The sequence below is a fragment of the Streptomyces sp. NPDC003635 genome, from assembly GCF_053587635.1.
Genome location: NZ_JBSFOK010000008.1, coordinates 196,976 through 212,950 on the forward strand (window position 1 = coordinate 196,976; position 15,975 = coordinate 212,950).

General features: G+C 72.7%; 15 protein-coding genes. 10 read left to right on the top strand and 5 right to left on the bottom strand.

The genetic code is table 11. From position 1 onward, the window contains the following. Positions 1-12 precede the first annotated feature (12 nt). The 6 genes from ACWDRW_RS11050 to ACWDRW_RS11075 are packed head-to-tail and all read left to right on the top strand — an operon-like array spanning position 13 to position 5,220. The gene (locus ACWDRW_RS11050; RefSeq protein ID WP_451722095.1) at positions 13-1,377 is read left to right on the top strand and encodes an ATP-binding protein; all 1,365 of its coding nucleotides are present in this window, start codon (positions 13-15) and stop codon (positions 1,375-1,377) included. After that, the gene (locus tag ACWDRW_RS11055) at positions 1,374-1,796 is read left to right on the top strand and encodes a roadblock/LC7 domain-containing protein (RefSeq protein WP_451722096.1); all 423 of its coding nucleotides are present in this window, start codon (positions 1,374-1,376) and stop codon (positions 1,794-1,796) included. The genes ACWDRW_RS11050 and ACWDRW_RS11055 overlap by 4 nt, the downstream gene beginning before the upstream one ends. Next, a complete protein-coding gene (locus ACWDRW_RS11060) occupies positions 1,793-2,155 on the top strand; it encodes a DUF742 domain-containing protein (RefSeq protein ID WP_451722098.1) in 363 nt (120 codons plus the stop codon). The genes ACWDRW_RS11055 and ACWDRW_RS11060 overlap by 4 nt, the downstream gene beginning before the upstream one ends. After that, positions 2,127-2,753 (top strand): GTP-binding protein, encoded by a 627-nt coding sequence (locus ACWDRW_RS11065; RefSeq protein ID WP_451722099.1) that lies wholly within the window; start codon positions 2,127-2,129, stop codon positions 2,751-2,753. Before ACWDRW_RS11060 ends, ACWDRW_RS11065 begins: the two co-directional genes overlap by 29 nt. Next, positions 2,750-3,988 carry a cytochrome P450 gene (locus ACWDRW_RS11070; RefSeq protein WP_451722100.1) on the top strand — a complete coding sequence of 413 codons (1,239 nt, stop codon included), beginning with the start codon at positions 2,750-2,752 and terminating at the stop codon, positions 3,986-3,988. Before ACWDRW_RS11065 ends, ACWDRW_RS11070 begins: the two co-directional genes overlap by 4 nt. Beyond that, entirely contained in the window at positions 3,985-5,220 is a 1,236-nt protein-coding gene (locus tag ACWDRW_RS11075) for a cytochrome P450 family protein (protein ID WP_451722101.1), read from the top strand. The genes ACWDRW_RS11070 and ACWDRW_RS11075 overlap by 4 nt, the downstream gene beginning before the upstream one ends. 126 nt (positions 5,221-5,346) lie before the next feature. On the opposite strand, the gene ACWDRW_RS11080 is transcribed toward ACWDRW_RS11075, so the two are convergent. Beyond that, complete coding sequence (locus ACWDRW_RS11080) at positions 5,347-6,837, bottom strand: helix-turn-helix domain-containing protein (RefSeq protein ID WP_451722102.1); 1,491 nt, start codon at positions 6,835-6,837, stop codon at positions 5,347-5,349. A 259-nt stretch (positions 6,838-7,096) separates the two neighbouring features. Here ACWDRW_RS11080 and ACWDRW_RS11085 point away from each other — a divergent pair, with 259 nt between their 5' ends. The 3 genes from ACWDRW_RS11085 (at position 7,097) to ACWDRW_RS11095 (ending at position 9,360) form a co-directional block, all read left to right on the top strand. Beyond that, positions 7,097-7,717 (top strand): L-threonylcarbamoyladenylate synthase, encoded by a 621-nt coding sequence (locus tag ACWDRW_RS11085; protein ID WP_451722104.1) that lies wholly within the window; start codon positions 7,097-7,099, stop codon positions 7,715-7,717. An 85-nt stretch (positions 7,718-7,802) separates the two neighbouring features. Continuing rightward, positions 7,803-8,558 carry a dienelactone hydrolase family protein gene (locus ACWDRW_RS11090; RefSeq protein WP_451722105.1) on the top strand — a complete coding sequence of 252 codons (756 nt, stop codon included), beginning with the start codon at positions 7,803-7,805 and terminating at the stop codon, positions 8,556-8,558. A gap of 22 nt (positions 8,559-8,580) precedes the next feature. Continuing rightward, positions 8,581-9,360: an SDR family NAD(P)-dependent oxidoreductase gene (locus ACWDRW_RS11095; RefSeq protein ID WP_451722107.1), complete on the top strand. Its 780-nt coding sequence runs from the start codon at positions 8,581-8,583 to the stop codon at positions 9,358-9,360. Positions 9,361-9,670: 310 nt separating this feature from the next. On the opposite strand, the gene ACWDRW_RS11100 is transcribed toward ACWDRW_RS11095, so the two are convergent. From ACWDRW_RS11100 to ACWDRW_RS11110, 3 genes are all read right to left on the bottom strand, one after another. Next, positions 9,671-12,064, bottom strand: a complete 2,394-nt coding sequence (locus tag ACWDRW_RS11100; protein ID WP_451722109.1) for an ATP-binding cassette domain-containing protein — start codon at positions 12,062-12,064, stop codon at positions 9,671-9,673. Between the two features lie 97 nt (positions 12,065-12,161). After that, a complete protein-coding gene (locus ACWDRW_RS11105; RefSeq protein ID WP_451722110.1) occupies positions 12,162-12,572 on the bottom strand; it encodes a VOC family protein in 411 nt (136 codons plus the stop codon). A 265-nt stretch (positions 12,573-12,837) separates the two neighbouring features. Continuing rightward, positions 12,838-13,779: an EamA family transporter gene (locus ACWDRW_RS11110; protein ID WP_451722111.1), complete on the bottom strand. Its 942-nt coding sequence runs from the start codon at positions 13,777-13,779 to the stop codon at positions 12,838-12,840. Positions 13,780-13,994: 215 nt separating this feature from the next. On the opposite strand from ACWDRW_RS11110, the gene ACWDRW_RS11115 reads away from it, so the two are divergent. Further along, positions 13,995-14,993 (top strand): AraC-like ligand-binding domain-containing protein, encoded by a 999-nt coding sequence (locus tag ACWDRW_RS11115; RefSeq protein ID WP_451722112.1) that lies wholly within the window; start codon positions 13,995-13,997, stop codon positions 14,991-14,993. Between the two features lies 1 nt (position 14,994). On the opposite strand, the gene ACWDRW_RS11120 is transcribed toward ACWDRW_RS11115, so the two are convergent. Beyond that, positions 14,995-15,948 carry an alpha/beta hydrolase gene (locus ACWDRW_RS11120; protein WP_451722114.1) on the bottom strand — a complete coding sequence of 318 codons (954 nt, stop codon included), beginning with the start codon at positions 15,946-15,948 and terminating at the stop codon, positions 14,995-14,997. Between the last annotated feature and the right edge of the window lie 27 nt (positions 15,949-15,975).

The following is a 15,975-nucleotide window of genomic DNA, read 5'->3' on the forward strand; positions in this document are numbered from 1 at the left end:
GATACCGATTCGATGATCGAATTACCGGACCTGGCCGTCGGCGGCCTCGCCGCCGGCACACTGTCCGCGCTCGCCCTCGGCGGCGGGCTGCTCCGGTCGCGACGGCAACGGGCCGCGCAGCGAGACGAGATCGCCGCGCTGCGCGCCCATCTCGACGGCGTGGTGCAGACGTTCGCCGCCGAGGTCGAGCATCTGGCCGCCAAGCGCGTCCCCGCCGCCGCCCGCCGCCTCGCACACCCGCATGTCGCGGTGCCCGGCCCGCTCCAGCTCCGGGCCGCCGGATCCTCGCTCGGCGTCGCGATGGAGAACGTCCTCGACCAGCTGCGCGTCGAACTCACCGCGCAGCACCTGCGGGTCGACGCCGCCGCCCAAGCCGGGATGCGCGGCGCCACCCGGGAGATCCAGGCCGCGCTCTACCGGCTCCAGGACGCCCTGCGTGGCCTCCAGCAGCGCTACGACGACCCCGAGTTGACGCAGACCCTGTTCGAACTCGACCACGAGAACGAGCAGTCGCTGCGGCGCGCCCAGGTCGCCGCGGTGGTGTGCGGGGCCTGGGTGGGTCTCGCCCGTGAGGAGTCCCACCTCGTCGACGCGGTGACCGGCGGCCAGGCCCGGCTCGCCGGGTATCACCGGGTCCGGGTGCACAACCACTGCCGGCCGGGTACCGCCCTGGTCTCGCACGCCGTCGAGCCGGTCGCGATCATCGTCGCCGAGCTGCTGGACAACGCGCTGCGGCACTCCGCCCCCGACATGGACGTCGTGGTCAACCTCGAGCACGTCCACCACGGCGTCTGCGTCACCGTCGACGACGCGGGCCTCGGTATGACGCAGGACGAACGCGAGCGCGCCCAGCGGATGGTGGCCGGTTCCGAGCCGATCCTCCTCACCGACCTCGGCGACCCGCCGCGTATGGGACTCGCCGCGATCGGGCAGCTGACCCGGCAGTTCGACCTGACCGTGGACCTGTCCTCGCCCTCGCCCTACGGCGGTGTCCGGGCGGTCCTGCGCGTCGACAGCCATCTGCTGACCCGGATCGACCCCGCGGAGCAGCCGCCGGCCGCCAGCGCCCCGCGCCCGACCCGCCGGGCGACCACCGAGGACCCGCCCGCCCGGGCGGCCGGCACCGGGCACGACTACGTCCCCGAGCCGGACGACGCCGCGCCCGCCTCCGGGCACGCCGACGGGCTGCCGCAGCGCCGGCGCCGTACCCGCGCGGCCGCCGCCGACCCGGCAGTACCCGAACAGCGTCCGCCCGCACGGCGTCCGGAGGAGGCCGCCGCCGCGCTCGGCGCGCTCCAGGCCGCCACCGCCGCGGCCCGTGCCACCGCCGGTGAGAACACCGACGACGAAGACCACGAAGGGGGAACGGCCCGATGACCGGCCGCGAAGCAGGAGACACGGCGTGGGTTCTGGAACCGATCCTGCAGGTGCCGCACGTGGTGGCCGCCGTGCTGCTCACCCGGGACGGGCTCGTCACCGGCTACACCGACGCACTCACCCAGCCCTCGGCGGAGCGGGTGGCCGCGATCACCAGCACCGTGCAGGGGGCCTGCCGTACCGCCGCGGCCGCCTTCGCGGACCGGGAGCGGGCCGAGGTGCGGCAGGTCGTCATCGAGTCGGACCACGGGTACGTGCTGATCGTGCCGACGGACCACGGCACCTGTGTGGCGGCCTACGGCGACGGCGAGGTGCGTCTCGAGCTGCTCGCGCACCGGGTGCACTCGCAGGTGGCCCGGCTCGGTGAGAAGGCGATGGCCGCCGCGCCCCGAGGAGGCGACTCAGGCGCGCCGGCATGACCGCACGCCCGGGCGGCCGTCCCCTGGTCCCGGCGTATCTGTCGACCGGCGGCGTGGCCCGGCCCAGCCGCCCCCACCTGGAGCGGCTCTCGGTGCTCTCCGCCAGCGACGAGCCCGCCCCGGCGGGACTGCCCGCCGCGGAACTCGCCCTGCTGGACGCCCTGGACGGCGGTTCCCTGACGGTGGTGGAGGCGGCGGCGCACCTGCGGCTGCCGGTCTCCGCCGTACGGGTCCTGGCCGGCGCCCTGCTCGACCGGCAACTGGTCCTCGCCCGCGCCCCCATCCCGCCCGCCGAACGCTTCGACCCCGACCTGCTGAAGAGAGTGGCCGATGGCCTTCGCGCCCTCAAGCACGACTAGCACGACCAGCACGACCAGCGGCATCCACCTGCCCGACAGCGCCCGCGACCTGGTGAAGATCCTGGTCGCGGGTCCGTTCGGGGTGGGCAAGACCACGCTGATCGACTCCGTGTCCGAGATCCGGCCGCTGCACACCGAGGAGCGGCTCAGCGAGGCGTCCGCCCCGGTGGACGACCTGGCCGGGGTGCGGGACAAGGCGACGACCACGGTCGCCATCGACTTCGGGCGGATCAGCCTGAACGACGGAATCGTGCTCTACCTGTTCGGCACGCCCGGCCAGGAGCGGTTCCGCTCGCTGTGGGACGACATCGCCTACGGGGCGCTCGGCGCGCTGGTCCTGGTCGACAGCCGCCGCATCGACGCCTCCTTCGACGTGCTCGGCCTGGTGGAGGAGAGCGGACTGCCGTACGCCGTCGCCTTCAACGCCTTCCCCGACGCACCGAGCCACTACAGCGAGGAGCAGTTGCGCGCCGCGCTGGACCTGGAGCCGGGCACGCCGATGGTGACCTGCGACGCGCGGGACGCGAACTCCTCGATCGACGCACTGCTCGCCTTGGTCCAGCACCTGATCGACCGCCACCCCCCGGAGACCCGGTGACCACCTACCCCGCAGCCCAGCAGACCTTCTCCCGCTCCGCGCCCGTACGGCTGTGGGAGGACGGCTTCGCGCTGGACCCCTACCGCTACTACGCCGATCTGCGCGCCCAAGGCCCGGTCGGCTGGGCCGAGTTGGCACCGGGCGTGCCCGCCTACGTCGTCACCGACCGGCGGGCGGCGCTGGACCTGCTGCGCGACACCGAGACCTTCTCGCACGATCCGCGGCCCTGGGAGGCGACGGTCGCCGACGACTCGCCGGTGCTCGGCATGATGCGCTGGCGGCCCAACACCCTGTTCGCCGACGGCGCCGCGCACGTCCGCTACCGGACCACCCTGATCGACACCTTCGACCGGGTCGAGCCGCACGATCTGCGCGCCCGCGTGCACCGCGCGGTGCGGCTGCTCGTGGGGCGGATCGGACCGCGCGGACAGGCCGACCTGGTGGGCGGGTTCGCCCGGCCGCTGATGGCGCTCGTCTTCAACGACCTGTTCGGACTGCCCGACAGCGCGAGCGACCGCCTCAACACGGCACTGGGCAAGATGATGGAGGGCGGCGCCGAAGCGGCCGAGGGCGAGGCGGAGTTCGGCGGCTACGTGCTGGAGCTGATCGCGGCCAAGGCCGAGCGGCGCGGCGAGGACCTGCCGAGCTGGCTGCTGGACCATCCGGCCGGGCTCACCCCGGAGGAGGTCACCTGGCAGGTGTTCCTCACCCTCGGCGCGGGACACGAACCGACCGCGAACCTGGTCTCCAACGCCCTGTCCCGCATCCTCGGCAACCCCTCCTACTACTCCACGCTCACCAGCGGGGCCCGCCCGGTGATGGACGCCGTGGTCGAGGTGCTGCACCACGAGACACCACTCGCGAACTACGGCATCCACTACGCGCGCCGGCCGGTGACCTTCCACGGCGCGTGGATCAGGGCCGCGGTCCCGGTCGTCATCTCCTACGGCGCCCTCGCGCACGCCGCCGAACAGGACGACGACGGCCGCCGCCGCCCCGGGGACGCCTCGCATCTGTCCTGGTCGGCGGGCCCGCACGCGTGCCCGGTCAAGCAGCACACCCTGCTCATCGCGACCGAGGCGATCGAGCGGCTCACCCAGTGGCTGCCCGATCTCGAACCCGTCCTGCCCCGCGAGCGCCTCACCTGGCGGCCGGGCCCCTTCCACCGTTCGCTGACCTCCCTTCCCGTGCGGTTCAGCCCCCGCTCCCCCGATCTGCCTGGAGGCCCGTCGTGACCGTCACCGACCGCACCGAACGCTTCGCCCTCGACCCGTTCGGCTCCGACATCGCCGCCGAATCGGCCCGGCTGCGCGCCCTCGGCCCGATCGTCCCCGTCGACCTGCCCGGCGGCATTCCCGCCTGGGCACCCACCGGCTACGACACCCTCAAGGAACTGATCCTCGACCCGCGGGTCAGCAAGGACCCCCGCAAGCACTGGCGGCTGTGGCCCGAGATCGGCGAGCACCCCTCCTGGGGCTGGATCCTGGGCTGGGTCGGCGTGGTCAACATGCTCTCCACCTACGGCCCCGACCACGCGCGGCTGCGCAAGCTGGTGGCGCCCAGCTTCACCCAGCGGCGCACGGAGGCGATGCGGGCCCGGGTCGAGGCCATCACGGCGGAACTGCTGGACCGGCTCGCCGAGTCGGACGACGCCGTCCTCGACATCAAGGCCGCGCTCGCCCACCCGCTGCCGCTGCGGTTCATCTGCGAACTCTTCGGCGTGCCCGACCCGCTGGTGGCCGACACCACCCGGCTGATCGCGGCCATCATGGACACCTCGGACCCCTCCCCCGAGCACGCCGCGTCCGTGCAGCGGCAGATCGGCACCGTGCTGCCCGCGCTGATCGCCCACCGCACCGAGCACCCCGGGGACGATCTGACGACCGAGCTGATCCGGGTGCGCGACGAGGACGGCGACCGGCTCAGCGACGAGGAGCTGCTGTACACCCTGCTGCTGGTGATCGGCGCCGGGTTCGAGACGACGGTGAACCTCATCGGCAACGCGGTCGTGGCGCTGCTCGGCGATCCCGAGCAGCTGGCGGCCGTACGGTCCGGGGAGATCGGCTGGGACGCGGTGGTCGACGAGACCCTGCGGGTCCACCCGTCGATCGCCTCGCTGCCGCTGCGGTTCGCGGTGACCGACGTGGAGGTCGCGGGCGTCACGATCCCGGCCGGGGACGCCATCATCACCACGTACGCCGCCGCGGGCCTCGATCCGGCGCACTACGGTCCGGACGCCGACGCCTTCGACGCCCGGCGCGGAGCCGACGACCACATGGCGTTCGGGATCGGCGTGCACCGGTGCATCGGCGCCCCGCTGGCCCGGGTGGAGGCGCTGACCGCGCTGCCGGCGCTGTTCGAGCGGTTCCCCGGGATGCGGCTCGCGGTCGACCCGGGCGAGCTGAAGCAGGTGCCGTCGTTCATCGCCTTCGGCTGGCGGGAGATCCCGGTCGTCCTGCGCGGCTGAGCCGCCTCGGGGCGCGGGGGCCGACCGGTCCCCCGTTCCGGTCGCGCCCCCGCGGCTCGTCGAACCTACGCGGACCGCGGGGGGCTTGGGAACCGTGTCGATGCCCAGCTGCGGGGCGTTCGGGGCTCACCTGTGCACAAGCGAGTCCGGTTCGCCCCCCTTCACTCCGTGCAGGACGGGCTGATCGAGGTCCCCGACCGCCAGATGAGCGAGCACGACCTCGTACAGATCGCCGCCCCCGGCGAGGAGCTGCCGCTCCAGGATCGGCTCCGCGGCGCGGACGTGCTCGCGCACGGTCTGGGCGTGCACGCCCAGAGTCTGCGCGGCGCGTTCGGCGTTGCCGCCGACCGCGATCCAGGTACGCAGGGTGCGGCGCAGGTCCCGGGCGTCGGCGTCCAGCCGGGCCAGCAGGTCGTTCGCCCAGGCCCGCAGCGCGGGTCCGGTCAGCAGCGCTCCGAGGTCGGCGGGCACGGCGGCCCCGTCGCCCGGGTCGTGCTCCAGGCTCTCCTGCGCGTTGAGGGCGAGATGGACGACCGCACGAGCGGTGAGGTCGGCGAGATCGGTGCCCAGCAGGCCCTCCACCCGCTCCATCCGGGCCCGGACCGTGTTGCGGCTGACGCCGAGGACCTTCGCCGCGCTGACGGCGGTGAACTCCAGGCCCAGACGGGTCGTGGCCAGCAGTTCCGCGCGGGTGTGGTGGGACAGACCCTCCAGGGGACGCAGCACCCGGGCCGTCCAGCCGCGCAGGGCCGCGGGCTCCATCATGCGCTCGGGGTGGCTGCGCTCGGCGTACACCGCCGCCTGGTCCGGCCTGAAGCGGGCCAGGGCCAGCGCACTGACCGCCTGTCCGTAGGCGGTGGCGGTCCTGGCCAGGTTCTGCCGGGCGCTGCCGCCGAGGTAGACACGCGGGTGGGACCCGATCAGGGAGCGCAGCGCTCCGGCCACGCTGTCCCGGGGCGTCACCACGATGACGTGCCCTTCCATCGCCGGGCAGCGCACGACCAGCGCCTGCTCCCCGGTCACGTCCCGGCACTCCTCGGCGAGCCGGTCACGTTCCTCGGGATGGCTTTCCACGACGTAGACGCAGGTGGTGTCCGTGTCCAGCAGTCCCGGCCACAGGCCCGCGGCGACCCGGCGGGCGGCGATGGTGTCCTCCACCATCAGCAGCTGCAGGATGGCCAGCCGCAGATCGGAGGTGGCCCGCTCGAGACGGCGCCCGGCGAAGGCCGACTCCTCGGCCCTGAGCAGCACTTCGAGGACATGGACGGTGTGCGTGACGATCTCGGAGGCGCGCCGGTCGAAGGCCTCCGTACGGGACACGGCCAGCACACCCGCACGCGCCGTCACCCGCACGAGCCGCAGATGCCGGCCCGGCCCCTCCCACGCGGCGGAGGCGATCCGGCCCGTCGCGATGTCCCCCAGCAAGTCCGCGAACGGACCGCTGTCCAGGGGCGTTCCGGCACGCACGGTACCGCTGTCGTCCTGCAGACAGGCCGTGCCGCCGACGGCGTCGCCGAGCCACTCGACGACCCGCCGGACCCGCTGCGCGCCCGGCCGCAGCAGTTCCAGCAGCTCCCGCTCCCACGCCCGCCCGTCGGCATCCTCTTGGCCAGCCACCTTCGGCCTTCCTCACCCTTCGTCCCGTTCTCGACGTACCGGTCCGGGACGTTACCGCACACCGGCCGGACCGGCAGCCGACGCTCACAGCCAGGACGAGTGCCCAGCGCCCCGGGCTTCAGGCACCTCGGGTACGGCGGTGCGGGCGCCCTTGACGGCAGGCCGGGGCGGCGCCACCGGAGGCCACGCCGGTTGCTCAGGTCGGTGCGGCGGGCCTGCCGCGTGCGGCGTGCGGGCTCGCAGGGCATACGCTCGACGGATGGCGAAGTACTTCGATGTGCACCCCGACAATCCCCAGCCGCGTGTCGTCTCCCAGGTCGCCGACAGCGTCCGTGCCGACGCGCTGATCGCGTACCCGACGGACTCCTGCTACGCCCTGGGCTGCCGGCTCGGCAGCAAGGACGGCATGGAGCGGATCCGGGCGATCCGCCGTCTCGACGACCGGCACCACTTCACGCTCGTGTGCCAGGACTTCGCGCAGCTCGGGCAGTTCGTGCGGGTGGACAACGACGTGTTCCGCGCGATCAAGGCCTCCACGCCGGGCAGTTACACCTTCATCCTGCCCGCCACGCGGGAGGTCCCGCGCATGCTCCAGCACCCGAAGAAGAAGACGGTCGGCGTGCGCATCCCCGACCACATCGTCACCCAGGCGCTCCTCGCGGAGCTCGGCGAGCCCCTGCTGTCCAGCACGCTGCTGCTGCCGGACGAGGACGAGCCGTTGACGCAGGGCTGGGAGATCAAGGACCGCCTCGACCACGTGCTGGACGCGGTCGTCGACTCCGGGGAATGCGGCACCGAGCCCACCACGGTCATCGACTTCTCCGGTGGCGAGGCCGAGATCGTACGGCGGGGCGCCGGGGACACCGCACGCTTCGAGTGAGGGCGCGAGGGTCGGCCTCGGGGCTTTCGGCGACGCGTGCCACGATGGCCGTCGCCGAACTCCCCACACAGGAGGCGAACCCCACGTGACCGCCGTACAGGGAACGTCCGTCGACATCGTCACCGCGGACGGAACCGCCGACGCCTATCTGGTGCACCCGGGTGACGGAGCCCCCCGTCCCGGGGTCCTGCTCTACATGGACGCGTTCGGGATCCGGCCGCGACTGCGGGGCATGGCCGACCGGATCGCCCAGGCCGGTCACACCGTCCTGGTGCCGAACGTGTTCTACCGTCACGGGCGCAGCCCAGTCGTCGACTTGCCCGAGTTCATCGATCCCGCGGCCCGTCCGGACATCTTCGAGCGGCTCGGGCCGATCATCCACTCCCTGACGCCGGAGCCCGCGATGCGAGACGCGGGCGCCTATCTGGACTGGCTGGCCGCCAGCCCCCTCGTCGCCGACGGTCCGGTCGCGACGACCGGCTACTGCATGGGCGCCCGGCTCTCCCTGCTGACGGCCGGCACCTATCCGGAGCGGGTCGCGGCGGCGGCCGGTTTCCACGGCGGGCGACTGGCCACCGAGACCCCGGACAGCCCGCACCTGGTCGCCGAACGCGTCACCGCGGAGCTGTACTTCGGACACGCCGACCAGGACCCCTCGCTGCCCGTGGAACAGATCCGGCGCCTGGAGAACGCGCTGACGGCGGCGGGCGTACGGCACCGCTGCGAGGTCTATCCGGGCGCGCAGCACGGGTTCACCCAGGCCGACACCGCCGCGTACGACAAGGAGGCCGACGAGCGGCACTGGGCCGCGCTGCTGGACCTGCTCGAGCGCGCGTTCTGATCCGATGATCTAGGGTGCGGCCATGACGTCGCAGGCCTATCTCTCCGAACTGTTCTCCCTCGACGGCCGGGTCGCCCTGGTGACCGGCGGCAGCTCCGGCATCGGGCGTGCGATCGCGGGGGCGCTCGCACGGGCCGGGGCGAATGTCGTGGTCGTCGCCCGCAAGGAGGCGGAACTGGCGGCGACGGTCGAGGAGTTGACGGCCGAGGGCTGCCGGGCCGCCTGGGTGAGCGCCGATCTGAGCACCCGTGAGGGCGTACGGGCGGGGGCGGAGGCGGCGGCCGAGGTGTTCGGGGAGCCCGACATCCTCGTCAACTGCGCGGGGATCAACCTGCGGCCGCCGATGGGCGAACTGGACGAGGACGTCTGGGACGCGACGATGGCGGTGAACCTGGAGGCGCCCTATCTGCTGGGCCGCCGGTTCGGGCCAGGGATGGCCGAGCGGGGCTTCGGGCGGATCATCCACATCACCTCACAGCAGGCGCACCGCGCGTTCGTGCAGAGCGGCGCCTACGGCGTCTCCAAGGGCGCGCTGGAGTCGCTGGCCCGCTCGCAGGCGGAGGCCTGGTCGCCGCACGGCGTCACCTGCAACACGCTGGTCCCGGGATTCGTGCTGACACCGCTGAACCAGCGGCTGCAGTCCGACCCCGAGAAGGTGACGGCGCTCGCCGCCCGCACGATGGTCGGCCGCAACGGTCTGGCGGAGGACTTCGCGGGGGCGGCGGTCTTCCTCGCGAGTGCGGCCTCCGCGTATGTCACCGGCCAGGCGCTCTTCGTGGACGGCGGGTTCTCCGTCCACTGACCCGTCCACCGACCCGTCCCGCGACCCCGCACCGTCGTCGCCTCGGACGGCGGCGTCTGAGCGCGGCCGAAGGCCTGACCGCCCACGACCTCGACGACGCGGCGGTGAAGAGGGCCGTCCTCGCCTCCCCCCGCCGCACCGTCGTCGCCTCGGACGGCGGCGTCTGAGCGCGGCCGAAGGCCTGACCGCCCCCGACCTCGACGACGCGGCGGTGAAGAGGGCCGTCCTCGCCTCCCCCCGCCGCACCGTCGTCGCCTCGGACGGCGGCGAGCCCGGCCGCAAGGCCCTGTGACCTCCGGCCGGTCCCGGGTCAGGCCCCGACGTACTCCGCGAGGTGCTCACCGGTGAGGGTGGAGCGGGCGGCGACCAGGTCGGCGGGCGTGCCCTCGAAGACGACCTTGCCGCCGTCGTGTCCCGCGCCCGGGCCGAGGTCGATGATCCAGTCCGCGTGGGCCATGACGGCCTGGTGGTGCTCGATGACGATGACCGACTTGCCGGCGTCCACGAGCCGGTCGAGCAGGCCGAGCAGTTGCTCGACGTCGGCGAGGTGCAGACCGGTGGTCGGCTCGTCGAGGACGTAGACCCCGCCCTTGTCGGCCATGTGCGTGGCCAGCTTCAGCCGCTGGCGCTCACCGCCGGACAGCGTGGTCAGCGGCTGGCCGAGGGTGAGGTAGCCGAGGCCGACGTCGGCGAGCCGGCTGAGGATGGCGTGCGCGGCCGGGGTGCGTGCGTCGCCGGAGCCGAAGAACTCCTCCGCCTCGGTCACCGACATCCCGAGCACCTCGCTGATGTCCCGGCCGCCGAGGTGGTACTCCAGCACCGAGGCCTGGAACCGCTTGCCCTCGCAGTCCTCGCACGGGGTCGCGACGCTCTGCATGATCGCCAGGTCGGTGTAGATGACGCCGGCGCCGTTACATGTGGGGCAGGCGCCCTCGGAGTTGGCGCTGAACAGGGCGGGCTTGACGCCGTTGGCCTTCGCGAAGGCCTTGCGGATCGGTTCGAGCAGCCCGGTGTACGTCGCCGGGTTGCTGCGCCGGGAGCCGCGGATGGGGCTCTGGTCGACGGAGACCACGCCCTCGGCGGCGGGGATCGAGCCGTGCACCAGCGAGCTCTTGCCAGAGCCCGCGACTCCGGTGATGACGGTCAGCACGCCGAGCGGGATGTCGACGTCCACGTCCCGGAGGTTGTTGGCGCTCGCGCCGCGGATCTCCAGGGCGCCGGTGGACTTGCGCACCTCGTCCTTGAGGGCGGCGCGGTCGTCGAGGTGGCGGCCGGTGACGGTGCCGGAGGAGCGCAGGTCCTCCAGGGTGCCCTCGAAGCAGACGGTTCCGCCGGCCGATCCGGCGCCGGGGCCCAGATCGACGATGTGGTCGGCGATCGCGATGGCCTCCGGCTTGTGCTCCACGACCAGCACGGTGTTGCCCTTGTCGCGCAGCCGCTGGAGCAGGTTGTTCATCCGCTGGATGTCGTGGGGGTGCAGACCGATGGTGGGCTCGTCGAAGACGTAGGTGACGTCCGTGAGCGAGGACCCGAGGTGGCGGATCATCTTCACGCGCTGGGCCTCGCCGCCGGACAGGGTGCCCGAGGGCCGGTCGAGGGCGAGGTAGCCGAGACCGATCTCCACGAACGAGTCGAGGGTCTGCTGGAGCGCGGTGAGCAGCGGGGCCACCGAGGGCTCCTTGAGACCGCGCACCCACTCCGCCAGGTCGCGGATCTCCATCGCGCAGGCGTCGGCGATGGAGATGCGCTTGATCTTCGAGTTCCGGGCGCCCTCACTGAGCCGGGTGCCGTCGCACTCGGGGCAGGTGGTGAAGGTGACGGCGCGCTCCACGAAGGCGCGGATGTGCGGCTGCATCGCCTCCTTGTCCTTGGACAGGAAGGACTTCTGGATCTTCGGGATGAGGCCTTCGTAGGTGAGGTTGATGCCGTTGACCTTGACCTTGGTCGGCTCGCCGTAGAGGAAGGCGTGCATCTCCTTCTTGGTGAACCTGCGGATCGGCTTGTTCGGGTCGAGGAACCCGGACTGGGCGTAGAGGCCGACGGTCCACTGGCTGTCCGACTTCCAGCCGGGGATGGTGAACGCGCCCTCGGCGATCGACTTGGAGTCGTCGTAGAGCTGCGTGAGGTCGATGTCGGAGACCTTGCCGCGGCCCTCGCAGTGGGTGCACATGCCGCCCGTGCGCTCGAAGGTCGCCTTCTCGGCCTTGGTCTTGTCGCCGCGCTGCACGGTGATCGCGCCGCTCGCCTTCACCGAGGCCGTGTTGAAGGAGTACGCGCTGGGCGGGCCGATGTGCGGCTTGCCGAGGCGGCTGAAGAGGATGCGCAGCATGGCGTTGGCGTCGGTGGCGGTGCCGACCGTGGAGCGCGGGTCGGCGCCCATGCGCTGCTGGTCGACGCTGATCACGGTGGTCAGACCGTCCAGCACGTCGACCTCGGGGCGGGCCAGGTTCGGCATGAAGCCCTGCACGAAGGCGGGGTAGGTCTCGTTGATCAGCCGCTGCGACTCGGCGGCGATCGTGTCGAACACCAGAGAGCTCTTGCCGGAGCCCGACACGCCGGTGAACACCGTCAGCCGGCGCTTGGGGATCTCGATGTCGACGTCCTTGAGATTGTTCTCGCGGGCGCCGTGCACGCGGATCAGGTCGTGGCTGTCGGCGACGTGCGGCTCGGGCGACGGTGTGTCTTTCCTGGTGGCCCTGCTCATCGTGTCTCCGTCTCCTCGGGGTCGCCTGGCCGGATCCGACCGGCTTCGAACAGTAATCGAAGGGCTGCTTGATCGCCGCGAGAAACGGCGACGCCCGTCAGGCCTGCTGCTGGATGCGGATCATGTTGCCCGAAGGGTCGCGGAAAGCGCAGTCGCGGCTGCCCCACGGCTGGTCGACGGGTTCCTGGACGACCTCGGCGTCGGTGGCCTGGAGCCGGTCGAAGGTGGCGTCGACGTCGGCGGCGGCGAGCAGGACGAGGCCGTAGGTGCCCTTGTCCATCATCTCGGTGATGGTGCGGCGCTCCTCCTCGGAGACGGCGGGGTCGGCGGCGGGCGGCGTGAGCACGATCGAGGTGTCGGGCTGTCCGACGGGCCCGACGGTGATCCAGCGCATCGCGCCCTGGCCGACGTCCTTGCGGACCTCGAAGCCGAGGATGTCGCGGTAGAAGGCCAGGGAGGCCTCGGGGTCGGTGTGCGGAAGGAAGCTGGCGTTGATGGTGATGTCCATGGCCGCCACGCTAGCCAGGGCCGCGCGGCGCACGCTTCTCCGATCCTGACCGGTTCAGCCACCGCAGGCGGCCGTTGTCGGCGCACTTCTTGATGATCGGCACGCCGCTACGGGGCGTTCGGAGAAGGTCTCCAGGACGACGAAGGCCCGGGTGCCGCTCGCATCATCGACGGCGTCGCCGAATCGACGTCAACGGCTGTCCCCGGAACGAGGATCGACCGCCGGACCGGCGGACGCGGGCCGCGCCCGCCGGTCCCCTCGCCCGCTAGGCAGGCAAGGTCAGCAGGACCAGTGCGCCCGCCAGGACGGCCAGTCCGCCCCAGGACGCGGCCGGGAGGCGTTCGCCGAGCACGCTGACACCCAGGACCGCCGCCACCGCGGGCTCGGCCAGCGTCAGTGCGGTGGCCACGGACGCGGACGTACGGCGCAGTCCGCGCCCGAACAGCCGGTAGGCCAGGTACACGGTGAACAGGGCGAGATACCCGGACACCGCCGCACCCCGGCCGGTGACGAGCCACGCGGTGCCGGCGAACAGGACGACGGGCAGCACGAGCAGCCCGGCGGCGCCGAACAGGACGCCCATCACCGCGTCCGAGGAGTGTCCTCGGCCGATGAGCCCGCCGCCGATCAACGAGTAGGCGGCGTAAGACAGTCCGGCCGCCGCGGCGAGCGCGATGCCCGTCGGGTCGGCCGGCGTGGCGTGGCCCGTGAGCCCGGGGCCCATCACCAGCAGCGCGCAGCCCAGTACGGCGGCCGCGGTGGCGGCCGTCCAGCGTGCGGTGGGCCGGGCCTGTCCGGTGATCCAGGCGAGCAGTCCGGCGAAGACGGGCGCGCCGCCCAGCGCGATCACCGTGGCCACGGCCACGCCGGTGGACGCCACCGCCGGGTAGAAGGTCACCGGGTACCCGGCCACCGCCAGTACGCCGAGGAGCAGCAGCCCCCGCTCACGGCGCGTGCAGGCGGACAGCAGCGTGAGCGCGCCGCCGGAGGTGAGGAACAGCAGGATTCCGCCCAGGGTGAGTCCGGCGCAGCCGATGGCGGCCGCCGGGGCGCCGGCCGGGGCCAGCGAACTCGCGGTGCCGGTCGTGCCCCACAGCACCGCCGAGGCGAGGATGGGGGCGGGACCGCCCAGGAACCGGGAACGGGTGGGGCGCCGGCCGAAAACGGCCGGGCGCGCGGGAGTCAGCGAAGAAATGCGGTTCGGCACTGTCGTGTGGTCTTCCGTCGTCGAATGCGTCTGGGAGTCGATTCGAAACGGGCGCACGACACGAGCCCTGGACCGCCCTCAGGCCGGTCGGGGCCGGGAATCGAGCCGCAGGTGTCCGCGCCCGTCAGGCGCGGAGCGGCGGCAGAACGACGTGCCAGTAGGCATTCACTCGGCGGATCTTATCCGATCACCAGACGGCCTCGAATCCGTGCAGAATGGCCCACAAGCACAGCTGTATTGGGGGGTCCGTGCTGCTCTTGGATCTTGCGACAGTGCCGCCTCGCGAGCGGCCAGAGGCATTCCGCCATGCCCTGACGAACGATCTGGTGCCCAACGACGTGCTCCACGAGGAACCCGAGACGGGCATGCACGCGCGCCTGCACCTTTGGCAGGTGGGCGACCTCGCTCTGCTGTCCGCCCGCAGCTCGGGCTTCGAGGTGAGGCGGACCGAGCGTCATGTGCACCACCATCGGAGCCATCCGGTGGTGGCCGTCTCGCTCCAGCCCGAGGGCACCCACCGCGCCGAGGTGGCCGGCCGGCGCCGACTGCTGGGCCCCGACGACATCTGCGTGTTCCACGAGCTGTCGGTCCGCAACTACGGCTGGTCCGGCGACGGTGCCTCCCACTCGATGATGATCGACATGAACCGCCTCGACGTCCCCGTGGACACGGTGGAGAAGGCCTCGCTGCGACTTCGCGCGAGCCCGATGCACGACCTCGTCCTGAACCATCTGCGGACGGTGTTCCGGGATCCGGGCCGACTGCAGAGCGACCCCGGCGCCGAGGCGCTGGCCAACGCCACCACCGAGCTCGTCCGGGCGCTTCTGCTGTCCGCCGCACACGCCGAGGACAGCGAACCGGTCCGCTCGGTCATGGACGACACCCTCCTCACCCGCGTCATGGCCTACGCCCGCCGGCACCTCGCGGACCGCTCGCTGACGCCCGAGCGGATCGCGGCCGAGCACGCCGTCTCGGTGCGCGGGCTCTATCTCCTGCTCAGCGCGGCCGATATCAGCCTGGAGCAGTGGCTGATCACCGAACGGCTCGCGAAGGCACACCGGATGCTGGCCTCCACACGCTACGACCGGCTCACCGTCGCCGCCGTGGCCACGCGCTGCGGGTTCAGCAGCCCCAGCCACTTCAGCCGCCGCTTCCAGGCGGCGTACGGGGTGACGCCGAGCGAGTGGCGGGCGAACCGGAGCCGGAGCGTCTGACTCACACGGAGTGCAGGGCGGCGTGCAAGGTGTCCGTCACCTGGATCCGTGCCGCCCTGGACGCGTCCGTGTCGCGCAACCGGTCGAAGAGCACGAACCCGTGGATCGTGCCGTGGTACCGCACGCACACGACCGGGACGTCCGCCGCCCGCAGCCCCGCCGCGTACGCCTCTCCCTCGTCGCGCAGCACATCGGCCTCCGCGGTGAGGACGAGCGCCGGCGGCAGCCCGCGCAGCGTGTCGCCGGTGGCGCGCAGCGGTGAGACGGTGGCCCGCTTCCGGGATTCCGGGTCGGGCGCGTACCGCCGCCAGTAGGCCGACATGGCGGCCCGGCTCAGGAAGTACCCGGTGGCGAACTGGCGGTAGGAGGGGGTGTCCATCGCCGCGTCGGTCACGGGGCAGACCAGCACCTGGTGGCGGAAGTCCGGTCCGCCGCGCTCTCGCGCCACGAGGGTGAGGGCGGCGGCCTGGTGGGCGCCCGCGCTGGCGCCCACGACCGCCAGCCTGGTGCCGTCCAGGCGCCATTCCTCACCGTGCCGAGCCAGCCAGCGGACGATGGTGTGCGCCCGTTCGACGGCGCCCGGGTATCGGGCGTCCTCCGGCAGGTCGTACTCGGGCACGACGACGGCGGCGTCCGCGCCGAGGACCAGATCGGCCAGGAGGCGCCGGTGCGCGTGGGCGTCGGTCAGCATCCAGCCGAGGCCGTGCAGGTACAGCACCACCGGCAGGTCCTCACCGCTGCCCGCCGGGCGCAGGATGCGCACCCGGATCCTGCGGCCGCCGTCACCGGGCAGGGCCAGCCACTCCTCCTCGACATCGGGCTCCTCTGCGCCGTCGCCGTTCCACAGGGCGGCCATGTGCGCCCGGGAGTCCGGCCAGGGATGCCGCCGGAGAAAGTCCCGTGCCGGCCGTTCCAGGACAGGCTCCCGCTGCGCGGCGCGAACGTCGTCAACCACCGGAGCTCCTGGGCGTGGGGGGGCGAT